Origin of the sequence: Burkholderia sp. Bp8963, from assembly GCF_003854275.1 — a bacterium.
In the GTDB taxonomy this organism is placed as follows: domain Bacteria; phylum Pseudomonadota; class Gammaproteobacteria; order Burkholderiales; family Burkholderiaceae; genus Burkholderia.
In genome coordinates this window covers 13,438-38,851 of the sequence record NZ_QTQP01000062.1, presented here as the reverse complement: position 1 = coordinate 38,851, position 25,414 = coordinate 13,438, and the positions used below count along the sequence as shown (strand labels likewise).

Sequence of the window (25,414 nt, the reverse complement as noted above, 5' to 3'; positions counted from 1 at the left end):
GCTTTGCTACACGCTTCCTTCAGACCCCGCCTCACGACGACGCCCTTGCGTTTCGCTAGTCCTTCGCCCCATCAGGCTGGACAGGGGACTTGCACCCCCAAGCTGTTGCGCATGCTCGGCGCACAAATCAAAGGCCCGGTCGCAAAACGACCGGGCCTTTTTCATCTTGTCTTTTGCTGCCGACGACGCGCACGCGCCACGCCGCGTTGCATTGCGTTGCATTGCGTTGCATTGCGTTGCATTGCGTTAAGCCGCAGTGACGACGAGCCGCTCCGGCGCGAGCACGCCGTTCGCCGCACGGGCAACGCCCAGCAGCCGTGTTGCGTCGTAGACACGCACGCGCTCGCCTTCGCCCGCATCGATGTGCGCGAGCTCCGACAGCTTCAGGCGCTGGCCATGCAGGAAGCGCTTCGCGCACGCGTCGTCGAGACGGACCATCGGAAACGTCGACAGCAGCGCATCGACCGGCTGCAGCCACGCGTCGCGCGCGGATTCGTCGGCGTCGGACAACGCATCGAGCGTCACTGCGTGCTCGAGCGTCAACGCGCCGACGCCCGTGCGACGCAGCATCGTCAGGTGCGCGCCGCAGCCGAGCACCTCGCCGAGGTCTTCGGCCAGCGTGCGCACGTAAGTGCCCTTGCTGCACGTCACGCGAAACGTCACATCGGGCAGCTCGCACGCAAGCAACTTGAGCAAATGAATCGTGACGTTGCGCCCTTCCCGCTCGACCGTCTGGCCCGCGCGTGCATATTCGTACAGCGGCTTGCCGTCGCGCTTGAGCGCCGAGTACATCGGCGGCACCTGCACGATCTCGCCCGTGAATTGCACGAGCGCCGCCTCGACAGCCGCGCGGTCGCATTCGACCGGGCGCGTGTCGAGCACGTCGCCCTCTGCATCGCCGGTCGCAGTGCGCACGCCGAGACGCATCGTCGCCTCATAAGTCTTGTCGGCTTCGAGCAAGTCCTGCGAGAACTTCGTCGCTTCGCCGAAACACAGCGGCAGCAGGCCAGAGGCCAGCGGATCGAGCGTGCCGGTATGGCCGGCCTTTTTCGCGAGATAGAGGCGCTTCGCGCGAATCAGCGCATCGTTGCTCGACAGGCCGACGGGCTTGTCGAGCAGCAGGACGCCGTCCAGCGCACGCCGGGGTACGCGCGGGCGTTGTGGTGCTGCAGTCGTCATAGGCCGGCCGAGCTCAATTGTCGTTCGCGGGTGCGTCGGTCTCGTCGTCGTCCTTCGCGCGCGTCGAGTTGGCTTCCTTGATCAGGCGCGACATCTCGACGGCCTTCTCGATGGTCTGGTCGTAATGGAAGTGCAGCGTCGGCACCGTATGAATGTGCAGGCGCTTGAACAGCAGGTTGTGCAGATGGCCCGACGCGTGATTCAGCGCGTCCTGCGTCGAGACGGGGTCACCGGTGAGCGCCGTGAAGTACACCTTCGCGTGTGCGTAGTCCGGCGTGAGTTCCACGCTCTGGATGGTCACGATGCCGATGCGCGGGTCCTTGACCTCGCGCATGATGAGTTCGGACAGATCGCGCTGAATCTGGTCGGCGATCTGGACATTGCGATTGGGAGAAGTACGTTTCCTGGACATGATCGATCCCTGATCCGTTAATCAGGATATAGCGGTGGCCATTGGCGCCACCATGAAAATGGGCGGGACAGGCCCACGCCTGCCCCGCCCATGAGCCGATGCGCGATGCTTACAGCGTACGCGCGACTTCGGTCACTTCGAAGACTTCGAACTGGTCGCCTTCGATGACGTCGTTGAAGTTCTTCACCGACATACCGCACTCGAAGCCTTGCTTGACTTCCTTGACGTCGTCCTTGAAGCGCTTCAGCGACTCGAGTTCGCCCGTGAAGATCACGACGTTGTTGCGCAGCACGCGCACCGACGACGAACGCTTGACGATACCGTCGGTGACCATACAGCCTGCGACCGTACCGACCTTCGGCACCTTGAACACCTGGCGCACCTCGACCATGCCGGTCACGACTTCGCGCTTCTCCGGTGCCAGCATGCCCGACATCGCGGCCTTCACCTCATCCACTGCGTCATAGATGATGTTGTAGTAGCGAATGTCGACGCCGTTCGCTTCCGCGAGCTTGCGCGCCTGCGCATCGGCACGCGTGTTGAAGCCGATGATGACCGCCTTCGACGCCGTTGCGAGGTTGACGTCGCTTTCGCTGATGCCACCCACCGCACTGTGCACGATCTGCACGCGCACTTCGCTGGTCGACAGCTTGAGCAGCGACTGCACGAGCGCTTCCTGCGAACCCTGCACGTCGGCCTTGATGATGAGCGGCAGGTTCTGTACTTCGCCTTCGCCCATCTGCTCGAGCATGCTTTCCAGCTTCGCGGCCTGCTGCTTCGCCAGCTTCACGTCGCGGAACTTGCCCTGACGGAACAGTGCGATTTCACGCGCCTTGCGCTCGTCCGGCAGCACGATCACTTCCTCGCCTGCGCCCGGCACTTCGGACAGACCCTGGATCTCGACCGGGATCGACGGGCCGGCTTCCTTCGTCGGCTTGCCGTTCTCGTCGAGCATCGCACGCACGCGGCCATAGGCCGTGCCTGCGAGCACGATGTCGCCGCGGTTCAGCGTACCGGACTGCACCAGCATCGTCGCGACCGGGCCCTTGCCCTTGTCGAGCTTCGCTTCGATCACGATACCCTTGGCCGGTGCTTCGACCGGTGCCTTCAGCTCCAGCACTTCGGCTTGCAGCAGCACGTTCTCGAGCAGATCGTCGATGCCGGAGCCCGTCTTCGCCGAGACCGGCACGAACGGCGAATCGCCACCGTATTCTTCCGGCACGACGCCTTCCGCGACCAGTTCCTGCTTGACGCGGTCCGGATTCGCTTCCGGCTTGTCGATCTTGTTGATCGCGACGACGATCGGCACACCGCCTGCCTTCGCATGCGAGATGGCTTCCTTCGTCTGCGGCATCACGCCGTCGTCGGCCGCCACCACCAGAACGACGATGTCGGTCGCCTTCGCGCCGCGTGCACGCATTGCCGTGAACGCCTCGTGACCGGGGGTATCCAGGAACGTGACGACGCCGCGCGGCGTTTCGACGTGGTAAGCGCCGATGTGCTGCGTAATGCCGCCCGCTTCACCAGCCGCAACCTTCGCACGACGGATGTAGTCGAGCAGCGAGGTCTTGCCGTGGTCGACGTGACCCATCACGGTGACGACCGGCGGACGCGGCAGCTGCTCTGCATCGGTGCCGGTTTCGCCCTCGACCAGCAGCGCTTCCGGATCGTCCAGCTTCGCGGCAACCGCGCGGTGACCCAGTTCCTCGACGACGATCATCGCGGTTTCCTGGTCCAGCACCTGGTTGATCGTGACCATCTGGCCCATCTTCATCATCACCTTGATGACTTCGGATGCCTTGATGGCCATCTTGTGCGACAGGTCGGCCACCGAAATGGTTTCCGGCACGTGCACTTCACGGACGATCGGCTCGGTCGGCGCCTGGAACGACGATGCGCTTTCCTGGTGACGGCCACGGCCCTTCGGGCCGCCGCGCCAGCCGCGGTCGACGCCGCCGCTCGAATCGCCACGCGTCTTGATGCCGCGACGCTTCGCTGCGTCGTCCTGCCAGCCGCCCTTGCCGGCGCCCGGCTTCTTGTTGCGGTCGCCTGCGCCAGCCGGCGCCTGCGTCGTCGCCGGTGCCGCGCCGGCCGGCTTCTTCGCCGCCGGCCGCGCCTGCGCGCCTTCCGGCTTCGCCGGCTTGTGCAACGTGCCCTTCGCTTCGGCCGGCTTCGGCGGTTCCACCGGCTTCGGCGGCTCGACAGCCTTGACCACGGCCTTGCGCGGCGTGTTCATCATCTCGCGGATCGCGCGCGCTTCGGCCTCGGCGGCCGCACGGCGCTTGCTGATCTCTGCCTGCTCGGCGCGCGCCTTGTCCGCCGCTTCGCGAGCGGCGTCCTCGGCCTTCTTCGCCGCTTCGCGCTGCGCTGCGCGCTCGGCAGCCGCGCGCGCTTCGTCCTGCGCGGACTGCGCACGCACCGCTTCCTGCTCGGCCGCGGCGGCCTGCTGGGCTGCCGCCTGCTGCTGCGCAGCCGCGGCCTCGGCCGCTGCGCGCTTCGCCACCGCCTCTTCCTCGGCGCGACGACGTTCCGCTTCGGCTGCTTCCTCGCGGGCGCGGCGTTCCGCTTCCTCGCGCTCGAGGCGTTCCTGGCGCTCGCGCAGTTCCTGAGCCTGCTTCTCGAGCAGCTCGGCCTCGCGGCGCGCCTCTTCCTCGCGACGCTTCAGTTCCTCATCGTCACCTGCTTCGGCAGCCGGTGCCTGACCTTGCTCCGCGGCATCGCTCACGTCGTCACGCTTGACGAACGTGCGCTTCTTGCGCACCTCGACCTGAATGGTGCGAGCCTTGCCCGTCGCGTCGGACTGCTTGATCTCCGACGTATGCTTGCGGGTCAGCGTGATCTTGCGCTTGTCGCCGTCGGACGCACCGTGCGACTTGCGCAAATGATCGAGCAGACGCGCCTTGTCCGCCTCGGACAGCGCATCGTCTTCACTCGCTTTCTGGACGCCCGCTGCCTGCAGCTGTTCGAGCAGCACACCAGCAGGCATTTTCAGTTCCGCGGCAAATTGGGCTACGTTGTTACTCGCCATTCATTCCTCTTAGTGCAAGGACCGATTCCTTGCGGTTAGCATCGGGTCAGGCCATACGGCCGCCATCAAATCAGTGCGCCATGGTCATTTCTCACTGGAACCAATGTTCACGTGCTTTCATGATCAACGCCTTAGCGGCATCCTCTTCCATCCCGGTCATGTCGACCAATTCATCTACCGCCAGCTCGGCGACATCGTCGCGCGTCTGCATGCCATGTTCGGCCAGCTTCGCGAGCAGCTCCGGCGTGATGCCGTCGAGGCCCTTCAGATCCAGAGCGGCGTTTTCAACCTTTTCTTCGTTCGCGATCGCCATCGTCAGCAACGCATCGCGTGCGCGGTTGCGCAGTTCGTGCACGGTATCCTCGTCGAACGCCTCGATCTCGAGCATTTCGTTGAGCGGCACGTAAGCGATCTCTTCGAGGCTCGTGAAGCCTTCGTCGATCAGGATGTCGGCAACTTCTTCGTCGACGTCGAGACGCGCCATGAACAGTGCACGCAGCCTGTCGCGTTCTTCGCCCTGCTTCAGGGCGGACTCGTCCGGCGTCATGATGTTGATCTGCCAGCCGGTCAGTTCGCCGGCAAGGCGCACGTTCTGACCGCTACGGCCGATCGCGACAGCGAGTTCGTTCTCGTCGACGACGACGTCCATCGAATGCTTTTCTTCATCGACGACGATCGACTGGACGGCTGCCGGCGCGAGCGCGCCGATCACGAATTGGGCGGGATCCTCGGACCATAGCACGATGTCGATATTTTCGCCACCAAGCTCATTGCGCACCGCCTGCACGCGCGAGCCGCGAATGCCGACGCAGGTGCCGATCGGATCGATCCGCTTGTCGTACGCGATGACGCCGATCTTCGCGCGCACGCCCGGATCGCGCGCTGCCGCCTTGATCTCGAGCAGACCCTGCTCGATCTCCGGCACTTCCATCTCGAACAGCTTCATCAGGAATTCGGGCGCCGTGCGCGACAGCTCGATCTGCGGGCCGCGCGCGGTGCGGTCGACCTTCGCGATGTACGCGCGCACGCGGTCGCCCACGCGCAGGTTTTCCTTCGGGATCAGCTGGTCGCGGCGCAGCAGCGCCTCGACACGGCCCGATTCGACGATGAAGTTGCCCTTGTCGAGGCGCTTCACCGTGCCCGTCATGATCTTTTCGCCGCGCTCGAGGTAGTCGTTCAGGATCTGCTCGCGCTCCGCGTCGCGCACCTTCTGCAGGATCACCTGCTTGGCGGCCTGCGCGCCGATGCGGCCGAACTCGATCGACGGCACCGACTCCTCGATGTAGTCGCCGACTTCGACGTCGCCCTTCTGCTCGCGCGCCTCGAACAGCAGGATCTCGCGATCAGGCTCCTGCAGGCCCGCTTCGTCGGGCACCACGAGCCAGCGACGGAAGGTTTCGTGCTCGCCGCTTTCGCGATCGATATGGACGCGGATCTCGGCGCCTTCGTCGAACAGCTTCTTGGAAGCCGATGCGAGTGCCGCCTCGAGGGCACCCAGCACGACATCCTTGTCGACGTTTTTCTCGCGCGCCAGCGCATCCACCAGCATCAACACTTCGCGACTCATTATTTGCGGCTCCTAAAGTCAACGTGCGGAATCAGGCGGGCTTTGTCGATATCGGCCAGCGTGAAATCCAGCATGGCTGCCTCGCCCTTATTCCTCTCAAATTCCAAACCGATCGTTTCGCCGTTCGGCGCGTGCAGAATGCCGCGGTAGGTCTTGCGCCCGTCCAGCGGCTTTTTCAAGGTCACGGAGACTTCGCACCCGGCAAAGCGCTCGAAGTCGGCCAGCTTCTTCAACGGGCGGTCGAGCCCCGGGGACGAGACTTCGAGCCGTTCGTAATCGATGTTTTCGACCGTCAAGACGTGCTGAAGCTGACGCGTGACCTTTTCGCAATCGTCGAGCGAAATGCCGGCAGGCTGATCGATATAGATGCAAAGCATGCCGCGCCCGGTGCGCTCGATATCTACCAGCTCGTAGCCGAGTCCGGTGACCGTGGTTTCTATCAGTTCCGTCAGTTGCACAGTGCCCTCTCAGGTGTTCGCGCCCGCCGCTCGCGAATTCACCCGCGGGCGCGCGCCTTAGCCGGCGCAGGAAGCGCTACCCGAGATGCCTAACCGTTTCAGCAAAAAAAAATGGGCGGAACGCCCATCTTCTTACCGGTGGTCGCACCTGAGCCGCACAACAAATCCGTACGCCCAGCGACTCCGCGATTATAGCGATTTTTGGTGCAAACGCCAAGCGCCAGCCGCCAAAACCGGCGAATCATGCCGATTTTGCCGGCTGGCGCACGGCAGGTTGCGCCGTACCCGACCGTTCAGCGGCTGCGCGAACGGTTGCGCTGCGGACGCTGGCCGCCTCGCGCACCACCCGCACCACCCGCACCACCGTTACCGGCGCCTTCCGCGCGGTTGCCGTTCGGGTTGCGGTTGCCGCCACCCTTGCCGGCGCCGCTGCCACCACGCTTGCCACCGCCCGCGCCATACGACGCACGGTTGCCGTCGACGTCGCGCCCGCCGGCACGGTTGCCGGCGCGGTTGCCGCCATAACCGGTCGACATGCCCGGCATGCCGCCGTAACCGCTCGGGCCGGCGAAGCCGCCGCCCGCCGCACCGCGGCGCGGGCCGCGCCGCGGCTGGTCGAGCTGGCCGTGCGTCGTCAGCACCGGCTCGCGGCTAATGAAACCCATCGACGTCTCCATCGGGTCCGGCTGTCGGCGCTCCGCCTGGCTGCCACCGCGCTTGCCCTTCTCTTCCGACGGCGCCTTCAGGCCGACGGTCGCCAGCAGCTTGCGCACCTGCGCCTCGTCGAGCTCCTCCCAGCGACCGCGCTTCAGGCCGCGCGGCAGCGGGATCGAGCCGTGGCGCGTACGGATCAGGCGGCTCACCATCAGGCCGGCCGCCTCGAACATCCGGCGCACTTCGCGGTTGCGGCCTTCGGCCAGCGCAACGTGATACCAGTGATTCGTGCCTTCGCCGCCGCCGTCGCGGATGCGCAGGAAGTTTGCCGGGCCGTCATCGAGCTCGACGCCATGCAGCAGCTTCTGTCGCATCCCCTCGGACAGCTCGCCGACAACACGCACCGCGTACTCGCGCTCGACGCTGTAACGCGGATGCATGAAGCGGTTCGCGAGGTCGCCCGACGTCGTCAGCATCAGCAGGCCTTCGGTGTTGAAGTCGAGGCGGCCGACCGCGAGCCATTTGGCCGTCTTCATCGGCGGCAGGCGGTCGAACACCGACGGACGGCCTTCCGGATCCGCGTGGCTGACGATCTCGCCGGTCGGCTTGTGGTACAGCAGCACGCGCGGCGGCTTGTTCGGCAGCTTGCGCTTGACCGGCTTGCCATTGATTCGCACCTGGTCGGTCGGCATGATGCGCTGGCCGATATGCGCCGGCTCGCCGTTCACCGACACGCGGCCGGCGACGATCAGCTCTTCCATTTCACGGCGCGAGCCCATTCCGGCTTCGGCCAGCACCTTGTGCAGCTTCGGCGCATCGTCGTCCGGCGACAGCACGCGCTTGTTGGCCGGCTGGCTACGGCCGCGGCGCAGCATCGGCGCGCGCACGCCGCTGCCCGCAGCAGAATTGTCGGCGTCGAACGCTGGCGACGTCACGTATGCGAACAGGTCGTCCTGGGTCGCCTCGCTGGCGGCGGCACTGGCCGCGCCACCGCGCTTGCCCTGGCCGCCCTGCGCACCCTGGCGCGGCGCGCCTTCGCGCTTGGCCGCCGGCTTGCGCCCACCCTCCGCGGGCTTGCGCCCACCCTTTGCCGCGCCTTCCTTGCGCGGCGCACGCGCCGGTGGCGCCTGCACGGCTTCGGCGGGCGCCTCGGCACCCTCTTCACCCTGCGGCGCACCCTCGGCACCCTTCGACTTCGCCGCTGCGCGACGGCGCGCGATCAGACTGCGCGGACCGCGCCGCAGGCCGCGACGGGGACGCTCGTCACCGCCCTCGACCGGGGCGCCCTGTTCGGGCGCATCGTCGGCACGCGCCGCCTGCACGGCAGGCGCGGACGATTCAATATCGTGGATATCAGTCAAAACAACCTCAAAATGTCAGGTCTCGCGCCCTGCGCGGGCGCGGCATGGAATCGGCCGCGTTCAGGCGCGACGCTGTTCGGGTTCTGCTTCGTCGTCCGGCAGCGCGTCCGCGCCGACGGAGGCGCTGGCGCTGCGTACGGCATCCGCGAGACTGTCGGACGTGTCGTCCAGCATCTCGTCGTCCGCAGGACGGGAATGCGCCGTGCCGGCGTGAACGATCACGCCAGGCCTGTCGTCGGCCGCTTCCGTTCCGTCGCCGGCCGCCGCTTCGGCATCCGGCTTGCGATCTTCCTCGTACAACTCCGCGTGCAGCGGCACGGGCTGCACGCCCGCCGGCGCTGCTTCGGCGCCGGCCTGTTCCGTTTGTGCGCCACCAGCCTCGAGCGTAGCGCGGTTCGGCAATTCCTGCGCCGAGGTGTCGTCGCCGCCGACGCCCGGCTGCGAGTCAGCCTGCGCCGACAAGCCGGACGCATCCTGCGGCGACACCGCATCGCCGTCGCCCGACGCATCGTCGGCGGCCGGCACGCCATCGTCGAAGTCCATCGCGTGCTGCGCGAGCAGCGCGGCCTCGATGTTCGCCGCCGGCTCCTCGAGCGCGGGCAGCTCGTCGAGCGCCTTCAGGCCGAGATCGTCGAGGAACTGCTTGGTCGTCGCGTACAGCGCCGGGCGCCCCGGCACGTCGCGATGCCCGATCACCTCGATCCAGCCGCGATCCTCGAGCTGCTTGACCACCTGCGTGTTGACCGTGACGCCGCGAATTTCCTCGATGTCGCCCCGCGTGACCGGCTGCCGGTACGCAATGATCGCCAGCGTCTCGAGCACCGCGCGCGAATATTTCGGCGGTTTCTCGGGATGCAGGCGATCGAGAAAGCTGCGCATCGCCGGCTTGCTCTGAAAGCGCCATCCGCTCGCCAGCGCAACCAGTTCGACGCCACGGCCGGACCAGTCGTGTTTCAGATCTTCGAGCAACGTGCGGACCGTGTCAGCCGACACGCTGTCGGCAAATAGCTTGCGCAAATCGCCGAGCTTCAACGGCTCCTGCGCGCAGATCAAAGCAGTCTCGAGGACGATCTTCGCCTCTTGGGTATTCATGCAGCTAGGCCAGACCCTGTGGTCAAACGAACCGGATCAACAAACAGACGAAAGGAACGGAAGACGCGCTCGCCCGATTCTGATCGGTCATATTGATGGGAGCACGAACCGGGGGCGGCGAAACCACTTCAAGCCAAGCCCGAACCGGACGGAACAGCGCGATTCAACGACGGAACCGCGTGACTGAGCGCCATCTTACGCAAAATTGCCGAGTGCGTAAAGATGAGCCGAGCAGACCGCGGCCAGTCCGCCGGCATGGTCGAACCCTGTTTCAGCGCTTGGTTGCACGGCTTGCGAGAAAGCGGCGCAGGCGCTCGGCGCCCGCATCGAGTTGTGCCGCGCTCGCAGCACCACCGGACGAACCCGCGGATTCCATCATCGCATGCCGCCACCGCGGACAGGGCCCGCGGCGTAGCGTCGGGCGCCAGTCCTCAATCGAGATCCTCGGCCCGCGCGGGCATTTGCCGCACGAGCCCCCAGATTGCCTGCGCGGCCGGCGACAGCGAACGGTCGCGGCGGCGCACCAGCTCGACGGTGCGCTCGGTGCGCGGCATGAGCGGGCGCGCGACGAGCGTCGAACCGGCCGGCAACGGCAGCGACAGCCACGGCTGCACGCTCACGCCGACACCCGCTTCGACGAGCCCGAACACAGTCGCCGAATGGCCGAGTTCCTGCACCACCGTCGCACTCACCCGATGTGCGGCCAGCGCCGCATCGATCAGCGGCCGGCTACCCGACGCGTGATCGAGCAGTACGAGCCGCTCGCCGTTCAGCGCCGTCCACGGCACTTGCGCGCGCGACGCGAGCGAATGGTCGGCGCGCGCGACGAGGCAGAACGAATCGGTCATCAACGGCTCGTTCACGAGGTCGGCGGCGCTGAGCGGCCCGATCACGACGCCGAAATCGACCTCGCTCGACTTCACCTTGCGCAGCACGTCGCTCTGCACGTCGTCGCGCAGGCCGAGCGTGACGAACGGAAACTGCCGCTCGCACGCCGCCACGACGCGCGGCATCAGCCGGCACGCGATCGTCGGGCTCGCCGCCACGATCACGCGCCCGCGACGCTGCTCGCCGATTTCGCGAATTTCGCGCAGCGTGTCGTCGAGATCGTCGATCAGGCGCGACACGCTCGCGATCAGGTTCGCGCCCGCGTCGGTCAACTGCACGTCGCGCGTCGTCCGGTCGATCAGCTTCAGCCCGAGCTCCGCCTCGAGTTCGCGCACGCAGCGGCTCACCGCGGACTGCGTGAGCCCGATCTCGTCGCCCGCGCGGCTGAAGCTCCTGAGCCGTGCGACCTCGATGAACACGCGAAGCTGGCGCAGCGTGACGTTCATGTCCTCACCTCATCAATCTCTGGCATCGATGCGCGATTCTAGTGCGCCAATGCGTGAATCCGGCACCGGGTTCACATGTTTCGCTGCGGTGCAATATGCGCGCAAACGCACACGGCGCGGGCGAATTGCACAAGATTGGTGATTGTCCTGATTTGCTGTCGGGTCTTTTTGGCGTCTTATACGCCCCTAGCTGACGTAGCCGTCGGCACGCTGCCAAGCGGCTCTCGAGGGGTTCTCCCCCTACGTGGCACGCTTCGTGCATTACCTGTCGCACAGGGCGCAGGTTTCGTCTGACGGATCGCAGAAATCCGTTACGGCCAAACCGGAGGCCCCCACCTGGCACTCGATGACCGAGTGCTTGAAGAGTGCGCGGCGCAGGGCAGCGCACCGGAGTTAGCTTCGCTGAGGTGAGGACATGATGCTGTTCGACGATTTGAGAGATAACGAATGGGCGCTGGTGGAAGGTCTGTTTTGTTCGGAGCCCGCACGAAGTGAGCGTCGCGGCCGTCCACGTGTGGAAGCCCGTTCGGTGGTGAACGCGGTGCTGTGGGTGCTGTCGACCGGCGAAGGCTGGTCCAAGCTGCCGGGCCGCTATCCGTCGCCGCCGACCTGCCGCCGCCGCTTCGACGAATGGCAAGCCGATGGCACGCTCGCCGAAATCGTCAAGCGGCTCGGCACGAGCGGCCGTCAGATCTCGCTGCGCGGCCGCATCGGCGCGAGCGCGGCCAAGCCGCCCGCACCGCCGAGCCGCGACCGGCTGCGCGGTGCGTTCTGGACCAACCCGGAATCCTGGCGCGCACCGGTCAAGATGGCCTGAACCGGATATTGCAACGGGCGGCTTCGGCCGCCCGGTTTCTTTCCGGGCAACGGCTTCGCGGCGTCGACCGAGAGACCGGCGCCGTTGACCCGCGCTGTTGACCGAATATCGCCGTTTTGTCGCGATACATCTATTTACCAATATTTACAGCAAGCCTGCACTCCCGCGCTTACCTTAGCGTCATATCAACAGGTCGCATCGACGGCTTGAGGGAGCCCGCCATGAAACCAATGTCACTGCTCGCTGCATGCGGCATTGTTGTTTCACTGGCGCTTGCGTCGCCCGCGCACGCCGACGATCGCAACAAGCAACCGCACCGGCAGCAGGAACACAAAGGCAACCTGCACACGCCTCCCGGAGTGGACCAGTCCGGCCGACAGACGGTTCCTCGCGGCGACTTGCGCGGCGACATCGCGAGCAACGCACGCGCGCGCATCGGCCTGCCGCCGCAAGACGCACCCCGGCATCCGTAACCGGGCACCGGCACGCCAATCACGCCGATCAAAGAAAATTTCCGCATTCGGGAACTGACCGATGCGGTAGTGAGTCAACATCGTTGCCATGAGCACAGCGTGGCAGCAGCGAAAAGTATCCGGTACGCCCGTATCCTCGTGATACGGGCTTTTTTTATCGCGCCGCCGGCCGGTACGATGCGCGCTAGAGGCGGCTTTCGAGTATCGCGACGGCGCTCGCATCGCTGAGCACGTAATCGTCCATTCGGCGATCGGTCCAGGACATCGATTTCTCGTCGCGCTCGAGGCGCGCGAATTCAGCGCGGCCGCTGTCGGTCAGCACGGCGATGTCGACGGGCGCATGAAAACCCGGCGCGGGCGCAACGGTCTTCTGCCTGACCGTGTCCATCAGCCCGAGCGACCGGAGATACTCGAATACGCCCGGGCGACGCGCCCACGGAACCTGGCGATACTGCACTCGCCTCAGCGCGTCGAGCACCGCTTCGTTGGAATACGTGGCCATCTCGATTCTTTCTTAAAGTGCAGCGACAATGCCAAGCGGCGCGCCGGGCAGAGTCTCCGCCCACCGGCGCCACCACCGATTCTGGAGGCTGGTGGCCGGACACTCGGCGTCGAGTCGGGGCCGGATCATCAGCCGTCCATAAAAAGACACCATACCCCAATCAAATTGATTCTGTTCGATTCATTTGCACTTCTCTTTATTGCATTCGTGCTCTTACGCAAGCTGCGGCGCACGATTGCAATCGTCACTTTTGCTGCGTTCTGGCTGCTCGCGACCGGCTGGCTCGCGGCGCCACTCATTGCCTGGGCACAGGCGGGCGTGACCCCGGTCGAGCATCCGGCCATGCACGGACACACCACGCTGATCCTGCTCGGCGCAGGCACCAAGCGCGTCGACGGGCGACTCGTGCCGCCTGCGGACGGCTTCGCCCGCATCCGCAAGATCGCCGAGCTGTACCACACATGCCGGCGGCAAGCCGACCGCTGCACGGTAATCGTGTCCGGCGGCGACCCGCAGCGACACGGCGCAACCGAAGCCGCGACCTACGCGCCGTATCTCGTCGCCGGAGGCGTCGCCCCGGAAGATCTGACCCTCGAGGCGAACAGCCGCACGACATACGAAAACGCGAAGTTCACGGCACCTATACTACGCTCACGACATGACACCGAGCGGATCCTCGTCACATCGTCGTACCAGATGCGGCGCGCGCTGCTCGATTTCCGCCGCTTCGACATCGAACCGCAACCGGTGTTTGCGAACCGCCGCGACGCGACTACGGGATGGCTGCCGCGCTGGCAAAACCTGGCCAACGCCGAGCAAGCGGCGCACGAACTGGTCGGCATCGCACAATTTCACGTGTACCGCTGGCTCGGGTGGTTCTGAGAACGCCGGCTTGCGCGACGCGCATCGATGAAAGGGAATCTGGCGCAGCGCGATGGCACGCGCGTGACTGCACGCGGCAAGTGTTGCGCGACTTCAACGCAACGTTGTGCCGAGATGCGTTCCAATGCACACTGATCCGTCACTTTTGTTAAACTCGGCACGCACTCGATTGCAGTCGCCAGACGGAACGGCAACACTCGGGTTCATCACCACTTAGCGGAGGTAGGCAATGAAGAAGACGTCCCTGGCTATCCTGGTTGCGATGTCGGCGCTGACTGGCGCAGCGTATGCGCAAGAGAGCACGGAAATCAAGACCATCACCGATCCGGCCAAGATCTCCGAGATCGAGCAGCGCGCTCAGGCCCTGCAGCAGCAGCAAGCTCAGCAGGCAGCCGAGCCGGCGATGCAGGAAGAGCAACACCACGCGAAGAAGGCAGCACACCACAAGGCTGCAAAGAAGGCCGCCAAGAAGGCCGCTCCGGCCGACGCCGCCAGCCAGTAAGCTTCAACGGCACCGCATCGCGAAAAGCCGAATCCGGGCAACCGGGTTCGGCTTTTTTGGTTGCGGTACCGGTACGCTGTGCTAAAGTCGCGCACCGAACATTTCCACCCCGTACGCACCCCGGTGCGGAGGACAGCATGAGCAACATTCAACTCGACATCGAGTGGACCGAGGCCGCCACTCGCAAGATCAAGCAACTGATGCCGCGCGGCTCGGAAGATGCGTTTCTCGCGCTGCCGCCGATCGAATGCCTGCCGATGGAAGGCGACGTGCTCTTTCTCGGCCCGCAAGGCAAGCAGCAGCCGTTCATCGTCGCCGAACGCCAATACCATCACGACGGCGACGCGGACTGGACGATCATCCTGATCCTCGACGTCCCCGACACGTCGCACTGACGCACTGAGCGGCAGTCGGGCGCCGCGCGCGCGACTGCCGCACCCTCGGACGATCCTCGACAACACGCGGATCTGTGAATTCGCGGTCCGGTCCGCCGCTGCGTCGCGACAAGCGAGGATGTGCGCGCAACGCGCATGCGCGGCCGGCGCCGCCCCGCTCTCCCACGACCGCGTTTCCCCATTCCCGCCCGTCGGATCAGTAAGTTCGAGCGACGCGATTCCATCGGCAGCCGCAGCGGCACACGCGATAAAGACAGGCCACCAAAAAAATTGCCCGCGCTTCACGAGAAGCGCGGGCGAAACCGTCGCCCTACGAGGATAGGCGACGGGGCCATCGAGATCCGCGCCCATGCGCGGATCGTCATCGGTTGTGCCGACGCTTGCTGCACCGGCATTTGACGACGCCGGTACCTTTTTTCACGCGTTCGCGACGCATACCCGGTACCTGGCGCCATCCTCCCTGTCCTAACGATTCCGCTATTAGGAGCAGATTCCGTGCCAGCGCATGACAGACCAACACACCGTTGATTTATAAGGATAATTATTCAAGAAGCGCGACGGCGCACATGTTCTGTCGCCCGTAACGCCCGGATGTTACGTAACGTCACGCCGAGGGTCTGATCACGGGGAACGCACGGCGGCAAGCGCGACGCGTGTGCGCGAAAATGAAAAAAGCCCGCCTGAAAGGCGGGCTTCCCGATGCGCAAGCGGATGTGACGATCAGCGCAGCTGGTTCACGAGCAGCCCCATGATCTGACGCGCGGGCACCGACGTATCGATCGCCCCCGATTCGTCGACGACCGCGACACGGGTCTGGTCGGACGTGAGTGCCTTCACGTTCACGCGGTACTGCTTCGCCTGCTTTTCCTTCTTGCCGTGGAACAGTTGGCTCCAGAACCCCTGTTCGGCGGCGCTCAAATCCTTCGGATCGACGTAGCGCACGAAATACAGACCCTTCGTGCGATCGCGATCGTCGACGGTGAAGTTCGCACGATCGAGCGCGAGACCGACGTGCAGCCACGAGCGGTCGTACGGTTCACCGAGCGTCACTTCCGACGGAACAGCGCCCGTCACGTCGGACGCGTCGTTAGCACCTTGCGACGACACGCTCGCAACGTTCTGCGCCGCAACCGCGGCCGCCGCCTTCGACGACGCGGCATCGCTCTTCTTGTCCTTCGCCGGCTCGGCGTCGCGGATGTTCGCGATCGGCGGCTCGCCGTTCTTCGCGCGCAGGTCGTTCTGCGCGAGAACGGCCATCAGCCGCTTCAGGTATTCGGTTTCGAGCGCCGGATCGTTCGGCTTCGGCTCCCACTTGCTCGAATCGTTGCTCGAGCCGGTCAGCGCCTCGCGCATGCCCTTCTGGCTGATGAACACATAGGTGCCGCCGTTCGGCGCCGTGTCGAGACGCGTACGGTACTTGTTGCGTTCCGCGGTCACGTACGAATTGCCCATCGCCTTCGTAATCACGCTGCGGATCAGGCCGTCGTTAATCTGCGGATGGGTTTCGTTCCAGTCGGTCTCCATCACGCCCTTGTCGCGCTGGTCGACGACGAGCAGGAAGCCCTGCTCCTGCCAGAAGCGGCGGATCTGCGGCCAGATGTCGGCCGGCTTCTTGCCGTCGACGACAAGCCAGCTCTCGCTGCCGTCACGCTGGATACGCATGCCGGTCACGGCCGGCACGACGGAATCGACGGGTGGCGCCGCCTGCTGGACCTGCTGCAGCGTCGACAGGGAGGTCGCGCCGCCCTGGGGAGGAAGCGAGCGCTGATCGGCCGTCTCGTCGAGCATGTTGGGCGGTACTGCGAGCGAAACCTCCTTCGATTTCGAGTCGCTCTTGTAGTCCACTTTCGTGGGCGACGACGTACCGCAACCGGCAACGAGCGCGCCGGTGGCGAGCACTGCAGCAAACCGCATGGTAAGACGAAGGTCAGTCATGTTCGGGGAATCCTCTTCCGCTAAATCACGGCGCTTTCCGTGGATCAACCTTGCATTTTACCGGTGCAGCGGCACGCTGTGCAAAATCCGGGCAAGTGAAATGCAGTGCTCGTCCAGGGCCGCGCCGACACAATCGATGCTCCCGAGCGGGCGGACACGGAAACATTCACAAAATGCATGCGACCCGTTCTAAATTGGAAAAGTGTCTGATATACTCTCATGCTTTCGGGGCGTAGCGCAGCCTGGTAGCGTACCTGCATGGGGTGCAGGTGGTCGGAGGTTCAAATCCTCTCGCCCCGACCAGACAAGAACCCGCACAGCGTAAGGCTGTGCGGGTTTTTCGTTTCTGCGGCAAGCTTCTGCGGCAAACCCCGCCGCCCTTCCTCCCGGCATCTGCAGGCAAACGACCGTTTGATCCCGCCCGCGCATCGCCTCGCCTCCTTTGTCACACCGCCCGTCCGCGCTGTCCATCTTCGCTCCCGTTGTTTGGTGACGCGGCTCTAGCGCGCTATGCCACACTGCATCGCAACGACGCACGATGCTGCCGCATATCGGCACGCACGGAGCGGACGGTCACGACAAGACACGGAGACAGACGATGCGGAATGCGGTCCGGCGCGGCCATCGCTCGCCTTTGGCAACACCTGAATCGATTTCCGGCCCACGGCGCGCAGCGCTTGCCGCGTCGCGCCATACGCTGCGCGCATTCGGTTGCGGCGCGCTCGCGATTGCACTGCTCGGCGCGGGCTGCGCGGAACCCGCCGCGCCGCGCGACGGCAGTGCACCGGCCGCGTCGACGACGCTCGAACGCGCGAAGGCCGACCGTCTCGCCCGCGAACAGCAGATCGCGCGCACCGTGCCGTCGCTCGCGTCGATCCGCGTCACGCAGCCCCGCCCGTTCACGCTGCGCGACTCCGGCCAGAACGGCGCGATGACCTTCCTGCGCGACGTCGATTTCCGCATCGTCAACAATCTCGGTTTCTACATTCACCAGCTGTCGGCGACGCTCATGCCAACCCAGGCCGGTGCACCGATCGTGTTCGACGATCCGACGAGCTTCGAGATCGACGTGCATCGGGGCGCGGTCACGCTCGACGGCGCGAAACTGACGGCGCTCTTCAATACCTATATCTTCGGTTATCGCAACGCGCCGCTGCGCAAGCTCGTCGTATCGACCGGCGACGGCGTGATCCATCTGCAGGGCGAGATGCAGCGCGACGGCTGGGTGCCGTTCTCGCTCACCGGCACGCTCGCGATCCGCGACGGCAACCAGCTCGTGTTCCATCCGAGCGGCGTGCGCGTGTCGGGCCTCGACGCACAACCGGTGATGCGTGCCGCCAACGTGAAGATGGCCGACCTGCTCAAGGTCGACACGCCGATCGCACGCCTTTCCGGCGACGATCTCGTGATGTCGGTTGACAGGCTGATGCCGCCGCCGCGCCTGAAGCTCACGATCACGGCGCTGCGCGTGACGCCTGCAGGGCTCGACCTGACGCTCGACGACGGCACCCACGCCGGCTTCGCGATGCCCGCGAACGCGCCGCAGCAGGCCATGTATATCCGTGGCGGCGACGTGAAATTCATGCGCTCGATGCCGATGAACGCCGACATCCTGATCAGCGCAGCCGACACGCCGAAGGCCGGACAGAATTTCGTGTTCGACCTGTACCACTACCGCGACCAGGTGTCGGCCGGCTATTTCAATTTCGACGAGCGCGGCGCGATGGCGATCCGGATGCCGTCGTACGCGAGCGCCGCAAGCGGCACGCCGCTCGGCAGCCCGTCAGCACGCCTGAACGACAGCTACCTTGCTGCGCAGCAAAGCACGCTGCGCGACATCCGCCAGCACTGGGAAGCGTCTGCGCTCGTGAACGATGCCGCGCGGCCCGGCATCCAGAAAGTGGCGATGCGCCGCCCCGCGAACGTGCCGTTCAACGAACGGCATGTGTCGAACCGCAATCCGACGATCCACCTGCACAATGTCGATTTCAACCTGTCCGGTGACATCGGCTTTCATGTCGAGGATCTCGACGTCCAGCTCGTCGCGAAACGGCCCGGCGAGCCTGTCGATCTCGACGACCCGAACCAGTACGACATCCGCATCCTCGGCGGCACGGTCGTCGAGTCGTGGAAGGCAATGTCGGCGCTGTTCAACAACTACCTGCTCGACTACTCGCCGCGCTCGCTGAACGATCTGCAACTGAGCGCCGACGGCCAGAACCTGCATGTGCAAGGCGGGATCAAGCTGTGGAACCACGTACCGGGGGTCTGGCTGCCGACCGACATGAAAGGCTCGCTGTCGGTGCTTGACGACCGCCACATCGCGTTCGCACCAACGCAAGTGTCGGTACTCGGCATCCCGCAGGCGAAACTGCTGCGCTCGCTCGGCATCGAGCTTGCATCGCTGACGCCGCTGCAACGCCGCGGCGCGGAACTGCGCGGCGACACGCTCGTGCTCGACCAGTACACGGTGTTCCCGCCGCCCGTGCTGAATGGCAGGCTCGCGCAGGCTACGGTCCAGCCCGACGGACTGCGCCTCACGTTCAGGCGCGTTCCGGATGCTCCCGCGCCGACGCGCCCGCAGATTCCGGCGCACAGCTACATGTGGATGGAAGGCGGCGACATGAAGATGTTCAACGTGCTCGAGGTGAACGTGCGCGCGCTGATCCAGAATTCGGCCGAAACCGGCCCGATGCGATTCGACCTGTACGGCTACCGCAGCCAAGTCGCACAGGGCTCGGTACGGATGCTGCCGGACGGCACGCTGGTCGTCGACATGGGGCAGCAGAATCCGCTTGCCGCGCGCTGAGCCGGCGGGCCGTTTTGCAGACGTGAAAAAGCCCGGGTGGCATCATCATCGCCGCCCGGGCTTTTTTGTCTTCGCGCGATCTGCGCTCAGTCGTGCTTCAATCCGTCGATCACGTCGAGCAGCGCCTGCCGCAGCGCGGCAACGTCGACGGTCGCGCCAGCCGTACGGGCCGGTGCCCGCGCCTGCTCGGCGGCGGTACTCTCGGCCGCCGGCTCGGCGTCATGCGCGCCGCCCGGCGATTCGAGCCGGTTGCGAGCGCCGTTGATCGTAAAGCCCTGTTCGTACAGGAGTTCGCGGATCCGCCTGATCAGCAGCACCTCGTGATGCTGGTAATACCGGCGGTTTCCTCGCCGCTTCACCGGCCGCAACTGCGTGAATTCCTGCTCCCAGTAGCGCAGCACATGCGGCTTCACGCCGCACAGATCGCTGACTTCGCCGATCGTGAAATAGCGCTTCGCGGGAATCGGAGGCAAGACGACTTTCTCAACCGTCGTGGTCATCGTCAGTCAACCATCGGTAAAGGTGCGCGGCAGCCGCGCGGGGGCGTCAGCGCGCGGGGCTTGGCTCCGCGCCGTTTTCGACCAGCGCCTTCAGCTTCTGGCTCGCGTGGAAGGTTACCACCCGACGCGCGGCAATCGGAATCGCCTCGCCCGTCTTCGGATTGCGGCCCGGGCGCTGCGGCTTGTCACGCAGCTGGAAATTGCCGAACCCCGACAGCTTGACGCTTTCGCCGTTCTCGAGCGCGTCGCGGATCACTTCGAAAAATGCCTCGACCATGTCCTTCGCTTCACGCTTGTTCAGCCCGACGCTGTCGAACAGCAGCTCCGCCAGTTCCGCCTTCGTCAGCGTCGGCGTCTCGGCGGACGCCGGCGCCGAAGCGTCGCGGTTCATGGCGCTGCGTTGCGCCGTCAGGAGGGCTTCGAATTCACTCGAGGTCATGTCGTTCATATCTGCCATACAGCGCGTTAAACCAAAACTCACGATGAGGAACCGGCCGCCCGGGCAGTGTCGCGCCCGGGCACTGCCGGCTCCTTAGCCGCGCAGGCGTGCTCCGACGCGCGCCATCCGCTCGACCAGCGTCTGGATCGCCTGATCGACGACCTCGTCCTGGAGCGTGCCAGCCGCGTCCTGCAGCGTCACGCGGAAGGCAAGGCTCTTCTCGTGCGCGGCAAGACCACCGGAAGTATTTGATTTTGCACGAAATTCGTCGAAGAGTACAACCTTCTGAACGAATCGGCAGGCATCGTCGGCCAGCGCCTTCTTCATCTCGTCGAAGAGCGCCTGGACTTCGACCGCCTGGTCGACCACGACCGCGATATCGCGGCGCACCGGCGGGAACTTCGACACCTCGGTCGGTGCCGGCAGCGCGCGCGCGACGAGCGCGTCGGTGTCGATCTCGAACATCACCGGCGCATGCGGCAGCTCGTACTTCTGCATCAGGCGCGGGTGCAGCTCGCCGATCCAGCCGACTGCGCGGCCGTCGACTTCGATACGCGCGCAGCGGCCCGGATGCAGTGCCGGATGCTCGGCCTTCACGAAGCGCGCCGACGTCGGCGCGAGCAGCGCCTCGATATCGCCCTTCACGTCGAAGAAGTCGACCGCGCGGGTCGCTACGCCCCACTGCTCGTCGACCGCCGGACCGTAGGCCAGCGCGCCGACGCGCTTCGGCTGCGCATAACCTTCGACCGCCAGCTCGCCGGCCTTCACCGACGGATCGGCCAGGAACACGCGGCCCGCCTCGAACACGCGCACGCGGTCCGCGCGGCGGTTCAGGTTGTGGCGCAGCACGGCGATCAGACTGCCGAACAGCGTCGTGCGCATCACCGACAGCTGGCTCGCAATCGGATTGAGCAGACGAATCGGGTTGTCGTTGCCCGCGAAATCGCGCTCCCACTCCGCGTCGACGAAGCTGAAGTTGACGGTTTCGGCATAGTCGCGCGCGGCGAGCGCGTGACGAATCGTGTGGATCGAGCGCTGCGTCTCGTTCGTCGCGCGCATTTCGCTCGTCGCGACAGGCGGGCGCGCCGGAATCTTCTCGAAGCCGTAGATGCGCGCCACTTCCTCGATCAGGTCTTCCTCGATCTCGATGTCGAAGCGGTGCGACGGCGGCGCGACCGAGAACACGTCCTCATCGCGCTCGAACGGCAGGCCGAGACGCGTGAAGATGCTCGCAATTTCATCGCCGTCGATCTTCACGCCGATGATGCGGTTCGCGCGCGACACACGCATCGTCACCGGCGCGCGCTGCGGCAGGTTGACTGCCTGGTCGTCGACCGGGCCCGCCTTGCCGCCGCAGATGTCGAGAATCAGCTGCGTGATGCGCTCGACATGCTCGACGGTCGTTGCGTAATCGACGCCGCGCTCGAAACGGTGCGCGGCATCGGTCGAGAAGTTGTACTTGCGCGCGCGGCCGCGGATGCTGTCCGGCCACCAGAACGCCGCCTCGAGGTAGATGTTGGTCGTGTCGAGCGTGACGGCCGTGCTGTCGCCGCCCATGATGCCCGCGAGGCTCTCCACCTGGCGGTCATCCGAGATCACGCCGACCGTCTCGTCCAGTTCGATCGTGTTGCCGTTCAGCAGCTTCAGCGACTCGCCGCGCTTGCCCCAGCGCACTTCGATGCCGCCGTGGATCTTGTCGAGATCGAACACGTGCGACGGACGGCCGAGTTCGAACATCACGTAGTTGGAGATATCGACGAGCGCCGACACGCTGCGCTGGCCCGCGCGTTCGAGGCGCTCGACCATCCATTGCGGCGTCTTCGCGCGCGCATTCACGCCACGGATCACGCGGCCCGAGAAGCGGCCGCACAGGTCCGGCGCGGCGATGCGCACCGGCAGCGTCTCGTCGAGCTCGACGTGCACCGGGCGGATATCGACCGGCGTAAGCGGCGCGCCGGTGATCGCGGACGTCTCGCGCGCGATGCCGAACACCGACAGGCAGTCGGCCTTGTTCGGCGTCAGCTTGATTTCGAAGATCGTGTCGTCGAGGTTCAGCGTGTCGCGGATGTCCTGGCCGACCGGCGTGTCTTCCGGCAGGATCAGGAGGCCGCTGTGGTCTTCGGACAGCTGCAGCTCGCGCGCCGAGCACAGCATCCCCTGGCTCTCGACGCCACGCAGCTTCGACAGCTTGATTGCGAACGGCTGGCCGCCTTCTTCCGCGGGCGGCAGCTCCGCGCCGACCAGCGCGACCGGCACCTTGATGCCAGGCGCCACGTTCGGCGCGCCGCACACGATGTTCAGCGTCGCGCCCGTGCCGGCGTCGACCTGGCAGACATTGAGCTTGTCCGCATCCGGATGCTTGACGACTTCGAGCACCCGCCCGACGACGATCTTCGACGTCGGCGGCGCGGCCTTGCTCAGCGATTCGACTTCGAGCCCCGCCATCGTCAGCGCGTGCGACAGCTCGTCGGTCGTCAGCTGCGGATCGACAAAGGTTCTCAACCAGGATTCAGGGAATTGCATGGATGTCTACGTTCGAAACAGGTTGGATCGACGCCCGGCTCGCTGCGAAGCGCGCACGGGCACAAGTCGGCGCGGCGAGCGCGTTACGCGAACTGGCGCAGGAAACGCAGGTCGTTCTCGAAGAACAGACGCAGGTCCTGGACGCCGTAGCGCAGCATCGTCAAACGCTCGAGGCCGCTACCGAACGCAAAGCCGATGTAGCGCTCCGGATCGAGGCCCATGTTGCGGATCACGGTCGGATGCACCTGCCCCGAGCCGGAGATTTCGAGCCACTTGCCGGCATTCTTGCCGTGCTCGAACATCATGTCGATCTCGGCCGACGGCTCCGTGAACGGGAAATACGACGGACGGAAGCGCACGAGAATGTCGTCGCGCTCGAAGAATTTCTTCAGGAAGTCGGTATAGACGCCCTTCAGGTCGGCGAAGCTGATGTTCTCGTCGATCCACAGCCCCTCGACCTGATTGAACATCGGCGAGTGCGTCGCATCGCTGTCGACGCGATACGTGCGGCCCGGCGCGATCACCTTGATCGGCGGGCGGTTCATGCGCGCATAGCGCACCTGCATCGGGCTCGTGTGCGTGCGCAGCAGCAGCGGCCGGCCGTCGGCATCCTTGCCTTCGACATAGAACGTGTCCTGCATCGAACGCGCCGGATGGTTCTCCGGGCTGTTCAGCGACGTGAAGTTGTACCAGTCGGTCTCGATCTCGGGACCGTCGGCCACGTCGAAGCCGATCGTACGGAAAATCTGTTCGACACGCTCCCACGTGCGCATCACGGGGTGCAGGCTGCCCGCACCGGCGCCGCGGCCCGGCAGCGTGACGTCGATCGCCTCGGCGGCGAGGCGCTGGTTCAGCAGCGCGTCCGCCAGCGCCTGACGGCGCGCGGTCAGCGCGGCTTCAACCTGCTGCTTCACGACATTGATGCGTGCGCCTTCGGTCTTGCGCGCTTCGGGATCGAGCTTGCCGAGGCCCTTCAGCAACTCGGTCAGCGCACCCGACTTGCCGAGGAAGCGGGCTTTCTCGTTTTCGAGCGTGGTGATGTCGGCAGCCTGTTCGAAGGACTGCTGCGCGTCGGCGACAATCTGGTCCAGATCCATAGATCCCATCATTTCCAACGTCATTCGGTCTTGGCGAGCGAATTCGCTCCACCAAACAAAAAAGGGGCTCGGAAGAGCCCCGTTTTCGCTGCAGCGGCCGAGACTACCGGAACATCGCTGCAACTAACCACGCAGTGCTAATTTCTCAATTAGGCTGCAACGGCGGCTTTCACCTGCTTGACGATCGCAGCAAAAGCAGCCTTGTCGAACACCGCCATGTCGGCCAGCACCTTACGGTCGAGTTCGATCGACGCCTTCTTCAGGCCGTTGATGAACACGCTGTAGGTCATGTCGTGCTGGCGGACTGCCGCGTTGATACGCGTGATCCACAGTGCGCGGAACACACGCTTCTTGTTGCGGCGATCGCGGTACGCGTACTGGCCAGCGCGCATCACCGCCTGCTTGGCGATGCGGTAGACGTTATTGCGGCGGCCGCGATAACCCTTGGCCAGGTTGATGATCTTCTTGTGACGGGCCCGTGCGGTTACCCCACGTTTGACTCGAGGCATGTTTCTCTCCTTGGAGTATCAGTTGAGGGGTTACGCGAACGGGAGCATCGCGCGGACGGAGTTCAGATCGGAATCATGAACTGCCGTTGCGCCGCGCAGGTGACGCTTGTTCTTCGTGGTTTTCTTGGTCAGGATGTGGCGCTTGAAGGCTTGACCGCGCTTGACGGTACCGCCCGGACGCACCACGAAGCGCTTTGCAGCGCTCTTCTTGGTCTTCATCTTAGGCATGACGAACAACTCCAGTTTATTAGATGGCGATGGGTGTGCGGTTGGCTTGCGCCCTTGATCCGCCCTTCGAAACCCAGTCCACTTGTGTACGGCGAACCGCTTGCGCAGCCACCGTCATCGTTGGCGCGCCGCCCTGACCGGGCGACGCGCCGAACCACTTCCGAACCTGCGCGACAAGCGCGCGGGCCCGTTACTTCTTCTTCTTCGGCGAGAGCACCATGATCATCTGGCGCCCTTCCATCTTCGGCATCTGCTCAACCTGGCCGACTTCCTCGAGATCGGTGCGCAGACGTTCGAGCATCCGCATGCCGATTTCCTGGTGAGCCATTTCGCGGCCGCGGAAACGCAACGTGATCTTCGTCTTGTCGCCCTCTTCCAGGAAGCGCACGAGGTTACGCAGCTTGACGTTGTAATCCCCGTCATCAGTACCCGGGCGGAACTTGACTTCCTTGACCTGGATGACCTTCTGCTTCAGCTTCGCTTCGTGCTGCTTCTTGGACTCCTGGTACTTGAACTTGCCGTAATCCATCAGACGGCACACCGGCGGAACCGCTTGCGGCGCGATTTCCACCAGGTCAACATCCAGTTCTTCCGATTTACGGAAAGCATCAGCGAGCTTTACGATACCGAGCGGTTCGTTCTCGATTCCGACCAGACGCACTTCCGGCGCAGTGATTTCACCGTTGATGCGATGCGACGACTTATCAGTAGCGATGTT

The 25,414-nt window shown here is 65.0% G+C and carries 22 protein-coding genes, 1 tRNA gene and 2 pseudogenes; 7 read left to right on the top strand and 18 right to left on the bottom strand.

Annotated elements, in window-relative coordinates:
• Nucleotides 1–246 precede the first annotated feature (246 nt).
• The 8 genes from truB to DID96_RS32655 all read right to left on the bottom strand — a co-directional run bounded on the left by truB (nucleotide 247) and on the right by DID96_RS32655 (nucleotide 11,085).
• Entirely contained in the window at nucleotides 247–1,179 is a 933-nt protein-coding gene (gene truB / locus DID96_RS32690) for a tRNA pseudouridine(55) synthase TruB (RefSeq protein ID WP_124603340.1), read from the bottom strand.
• A 13-nt stretch (nucleotides 1,180–1,192) separates the two neighbouring features.
• The gene (gene rbfA, locus DID96_RS32685) at nucleotides 1,193–1,591 is read right to left on the bottom strand and encodes a 30S ribosome-binding factor RbfA (protein ID WP_124603339.1); all 399 of its coding nucleotides are present in this window, start codon (nucleotides 1,589–1,591) and stop codon (nucleotides 1,193–1,195) included.
• 109 nt (nucleotides 1,592–1,700) lie between these two features.
• Complete coding sequence (gene infB / locus DID96_RS32680; protein ID WP_124603338.1) at nucleotides 1,701–4,619, bottom strand: translation initiation factor IF-2; 2,919 nt, start codon at nucleotides 4,617–4,619, stop codon at nucleotides 1,701–1,703.
• 91 nt (nucleotides 4,620–4,710) lie between these two features.
• Nucleotides 4,711–6,186 carry a transcription termination factor NusA gene (gene nusA / locus DID96_RS32675; protein ID WP_124603337.1) on the bottom strand — a complete coding sequence of 492 codons (1,476 nt, stop codon included), beginning with the start codon at nucleotides 6,184–6,186 and terminating at the stop codon, nucleotides 4,711–4,713.
• Entirely contained in the window at nucleotides 6,186–6,644 is a 459-nt protein-coding gene (gene rimP / locus DID96_RS32670) for a ribosome maturation factor RimP (protein WP_124603336.1), read from the bottom strand. The genes nusA and rimP overlap by 1 nt, the downstream gene beginning before the upstream one ends.
• A gap of 293 nt (nucleotides 6,645–6,937) precedes the next feature.
• The gene (rluB, locus tag DID96_RS32665) at nucleotides 6,938–8,659 is read right to left on the bottom strand and encodes a 23S rRNA pseudouridine(2605) synthase RluB (RefSeq protein WP_124603335.1); all 1,722 of its coding nucleotides are present in this window, start codon (nucleotides 8,657–8,659) and stop codon (nucleotides 6,938–6,940) included.
• 60 nt (nucleotides 8,660–8,719) lie between these two features.
• The gene (scpB, locus tag DID96_RS32660; RefSeq protein WP_124603334.1) at nucleotides 8,720–9,751 is read right to left on the bottom strand and encodes an SMC-Scp complex subunit ScpB; all 1,032 of its coding nucleotides are present in this window, start codon (nucleotides 9,749–9,751) and stop codon (nucleotides 8,720–8,722) included.
• 431 nt (nucleotides 9,752–10,182) lie between these two features.
• Nucleotides 10,183–11,085: a LysR family transcriptional regulator gene (locus DID96_RS32655; RefSeq protein ID WP_124603333.1), complete on the bottom strand. Its 903-nt coding sequence runs from the start codon at nucleotides 11,083–11,085 to the stop codon at nucleotides 10,183–10,185.
• A gap of 418 nt (nucleotides 11,086–11,503) precedes the next feature.
• Between DID96_RS32655 and DID96_RS32650 the strand changes: the two are divergent.
• Nucleotides 11,504–11,899: pseudogene (locus tag DID96_RS32650) on the top strand (transposase); the annotation flags it as partial.
• A gap of 224 nt (nucleotides 11,900–12,123) precedes the next feature.
• Nucleotides 12,124–12,375 carry a hypothetical protein gene (locus tag DID96_RS39195; RefSeq protein ID WP_124603332.1) on the top strand — a complete coding sequence of 84 codons (252 nt, stop codon included), beginning with the start codon at nucleotides 12,124–12,126 and terminating at the stop codon, nucleotides 12,373–12,375.
• A gap of 184 nt (nucleotides 12,376–12,559) precedes the next feature.
• Here the strand turns inward: DID96_RS39195 and DID96_RS32640 are convergent, their stop codons facing one another.
• Entirely contained in the window at nucleotides 12,560–12,877 is a 318-nt protein-coding gene (locus DID96_RS32640) for a hypothetical protein (protein ID WP_124603331.1), read from the bottom strand.
• Between the two features lie 165 nt (nucleotides 12,878–13,042).
• On the opposite strand from DID96_RS32640, the gene DID96_RS32635 reads away from it, so the two are divergent.
• From DID96_RS32635 to DID96_RS32625, 3 genes are all read left to right on the top strand, one after another.
• A complete protein-coding gene (locus tag DID96_RS32635; protein ID WP_124603330.1) occupies nucleotides 13,043–13,759 on the top strand; it encodes a YdcF family protein in 717 nt (238 codons plus the stop codon).
• A gap of 229 nt (nucleotides 13,760–13,988) precedes the next feature.
• On the top strand, nucleotides 13,989–14,261 hold the full coding sequence (locus DID96_RS32630) for a hypothetical protein (protein ID WP_124603329.1): 273 nt from the start codon (nucleotides 13,989–13,991) through the stop codon (nucleotides 14,259–14,261).
• A 137-nt stretch (nucleotides 14,262–14,398) separates the two neighbouring features.
• Nucleotides 14,399–14,656, top strand: coding sequence for a hypothetical protein (locus DID96_RS32625; RefSeq protein WP_059608571.1), 258 nt, complete (start codon nucleotides 14,399–14,401; stop codon nucleotides 14,654–14,656).
• 48 nt (nucleotides 14,657–14,704) lie between these two features.
• On the opposite strand, the pseudogene DID96_RS39190 reads toward DID96_RS32625, so the two are convergent.
• Nucleotides 14,705–14,821: pseudogene (locus DID96_RS39190) on the bottom strand (antibiotic biosynthesis monooxygenase); the annotation flags it as partial.
• A 555-nt stretch (nucleotides 14,822–15,376) separates the two neighbouring features.
• On the bottom strand, nucleotides 15,377–16,591 hold the full coding sequence (gene bamC / locus DID96_RS32620; RefSeq protein WP_124603328.1) for an outer membrane protein assembly factor BamC: 1,215 nt from the start codon (nucleotides 16,589–16,591) through the stop codon (nucleotides 15,377–15,379).
• A 226-nt stretch (nucleotides 16,592–16,817) separates the two neighbouring features.
• Between bamC and DID96_RS32615 the strand changes: the two genes are divergently transcribed.
• Nucleotides 16,818–16,894 (top strand) — tRNA-Pro (locus tag DID96_RS32615).
• Between the two features lie 295 nt (nucleotides 16,895–17,189).
• The gene (locus DID96_RS32610) at nucleotides 17,190–19,400 is read left to right on the top strand and encodes a hypothetical protein (RefSeq protein WP_124603327.1); all 2,211 of its coding nucleotides are present in this window, start codon (nucleotides 17,190–17,192) and stop codon (nucleotides 19,398–19,400) included.
• Nucleotides 19,401–19,486: 86 nt separating this feature from the next.
• On the opposite strand, the gene DID96_RS32605 is transcribed toward DID96_RS32610, so the two are convergent.
• The 7 genes from DID96_RS32605 to infC form a co-directional block, all read right to left on the bottom strand.
• Nucleotides 19,487–19,900 (bottom strand): MerR family transcriptional regulator, encoded by a 414-nt coding sequence (locus DID96_RS32605; RefSeq protein ID WP_124603326.1) that lies wholly within the window; start codon nucleotides 19,898–19,900, stop codon nucleotides 19,487–19,489.
• A gap of 46 nt (nucleotides 19,901–19,946) precedes the next feature.
• Nucleotides 19,947–20,348 carry an integration host factor subunit alpha gene (locus tag DID96_RS32600; protein ID WP_124603325.1) on the bottom strand — a complete coding sequence of 134 codons (402 nt, stop codon included), beginning with the start codon at nucleotides 20,346–20,348 and terminating at the stop codon, nucleotides 19,947–19,949.
• An 84-nt stretch (nucleotides 20,349–20,432) separates the two neighbouring features.
• Complete coding sequence (gene pheT / locus DID96_RS32595; RefSeq protein ID WP_124603324.1) at nucleotides 20,433–22,862, bottom strand: phenylalanine--tRNA ligase subunit beta; 2,430 nt, start codon at nucleotides 22,860–22,862, stop codon at nucleotides 20,433–20,435.
• 83 nt (nucleotides 22,863–22,945) lie between these two features.
• On the bottom strand, nucleotides 22,946–23,959 hold the full coding sequence (pheS, locus tag DID96_RS32590) for a phenylalanine--tRNA ligase subunit alpha (RefSeq protein ID WP_185732441.1): 1,014 nt from the start codon (nucleotides 23,957–23,959) through the stop codon (nucleotides 22,946–22,948).
• Nucleotides 23,960–24,108: 149 nt separating this feature from the next.
• Entirely contained in the window at nucleotides 24,109–24,468 is a 360-nt protein-coding gene (gene rplT, locus DID96_RS32585; protein WP_004192938.1) for a 50S ribosomal protein L20, read from the bottom strand.
• A gap of 30 nt (nucleotides 24,469–24,498) precedes the next feature.
• Complete coding sequence (gene rpmI / locus DID96_RS32580; RefSeq protein WP_004191477.1) at nucleotides 24,499–24,696, bottom strand: 50S ribosomal protein L35; 198 nt, start codon at nucleotides 24,694–24,696, stop codon at nucleotides 24,499–24,501.
• A gap of 190 nt (nucleotides 24,697–24,886) precedes the next feature.
• Nucleotides 24,887–25,411, bottom strand: coding sequence for a translation initiation factor IF-3 (gene infC / locus DID96_RS32575; RefSeq protein WP_071734130.1), 525 nt, complete (start codon nucleotides 25,409–25,411; stop codon nucleotides 24,887–24,889).
• Nucleotides 25,412–25,414: the final 3 nt, after the last annotated feature.

What these genes read in the sequence shown, in the direction of transcription:
- truB (WP_124603340.1), bottom strand. Translation starts at nt 1,179, where the DNA reads ATGACGACTGCAGCACCACAACGCCCGCGCGTACCCCGGCGTGCGCTG.
- rbfA (WP_124603339.1), bottom strand. Translation starts at nt 1,591, where the DNA reads ATGTCCAGGAAACGTACTTCTCCCAATCGCAATGTCCAGATCGCCGAC.
- infB (WP_124603338.1), bottom strand. Translation starts at nt 4,619, where the DNA reads ATGGCGAGTAACAACGTAGCCCAATTTGCCGCGGAACTGAAAATGCCT.
- nusA (WP_124603337.1), bottom strand. Translation starts at nt 6,186, where the DNA reads ATGAGTCGCGAAGTGTTGATGCTGGTGGATGCGCTGGCGCGCGAGAAA.
- scpB (WP_124603334.1), bottom strand. Translation starts at nt 9,751, where the DNA reads ATGAATACCCAAGAGGCGAAGATCGTCCTCGAGACTGCTTTGATCTGC.
- DID96_RS32655 (WP_124603333.1), bottom strand. Translation starts at nt 11,085, where the DNA reads ATGAACGTCACGCTGCGCCAGCTTCGCGTGTTCATCGAGGTCGCACGG.
- DID96_RS39195 (WP_124603332.1), top strand. Translation starts at nt 12,124, where the DNA reads ATGAAACCAATGTCACTGCTCGCTGCATGCGGCATTGTTGTTTCACTG.
- DID96_RS32640 (WP_124603331.1), bottom strand. Translation starts at nt 12,877, where the DNA reads ATGGCCACGTATTCCAACGAAGCGGTGCTCGACGCGCTGAGGCGAGTG.
- DID96_RS32630 (WP_124603329.1), top strand. Translation starts at nt 13,989, where the DNA reads ATGAAGAAGACGTCCCTGGCTATCCTGGTTGCGATGTCGGCGCTGACT.
- DID96_RS32625 (WP_059608571.1), top strand. Translation starts at nt 14,399, where the DNA reads ATGAGCAACATTCAACTCGACATCGAGTGGACCGAGGCCGCCACTCGC.
- bamC (WP_124603328.1), bottom strand. Translation starts at nt 16,591, where the DNA reads ATGACTGACCTTCGTCTTACCATGCGGTTTGCTGCAGTGCTCGCCACC.
- DID96_RS32610 (WP_124603327.1), top strand. Translation starts at nt 17,190, where the DNA reads ATGCGGAATGCGGTCCGGCGCGGCCATCGCTCGCCTTTGGCAACACCT.
- DID96_RS32605 (WP_124603326.1), bottom strand. Translation starts at nt 19,900, where the DNA reads ATGACCACGACGGTTGAGAAAGTCGTCTTGCCTCCGATTCCCGCGAAG.
- DID96_RS32600 (WP_124603325.1), bottom strand. Translation starts at nt 20,348, where the DNA reads ATGAACGACATGACCTCGAGTGAATTCGAAGCCCTCCTGACGGCGCAA.
- pheT (WP_124603324.1), bottom strand. Translation starts at nt 22,862, where the DNA reads ATGCAATTCCCTGAATCCTGGTTGAGAACCTTTGTCGATCCGCAGCTG.
- pheS (WP_185732441.1), bottom strand. Translation starts at nt 23,959, where the DNA reads ATGGATCTGGACCAGATTGTCGCCGACGCGCAGCAGTCCTTCGAACAG.
- rplT (WP_004192938.1), bottom strand. Translation starts at nt 24,468, where the DNA reads ATGCCTCGAGTCAAACGTGGGGTAACCGCACGGGCCCGTCACAAGAAG.
- rpmI (WP_004191477.1), bottom strand. Translation starts at nt 24,696, where the DNA reads ATGCCTAAGATGAAGACCAAGAAGAGCGCTGCAAAGCGCTTCGTGGTG.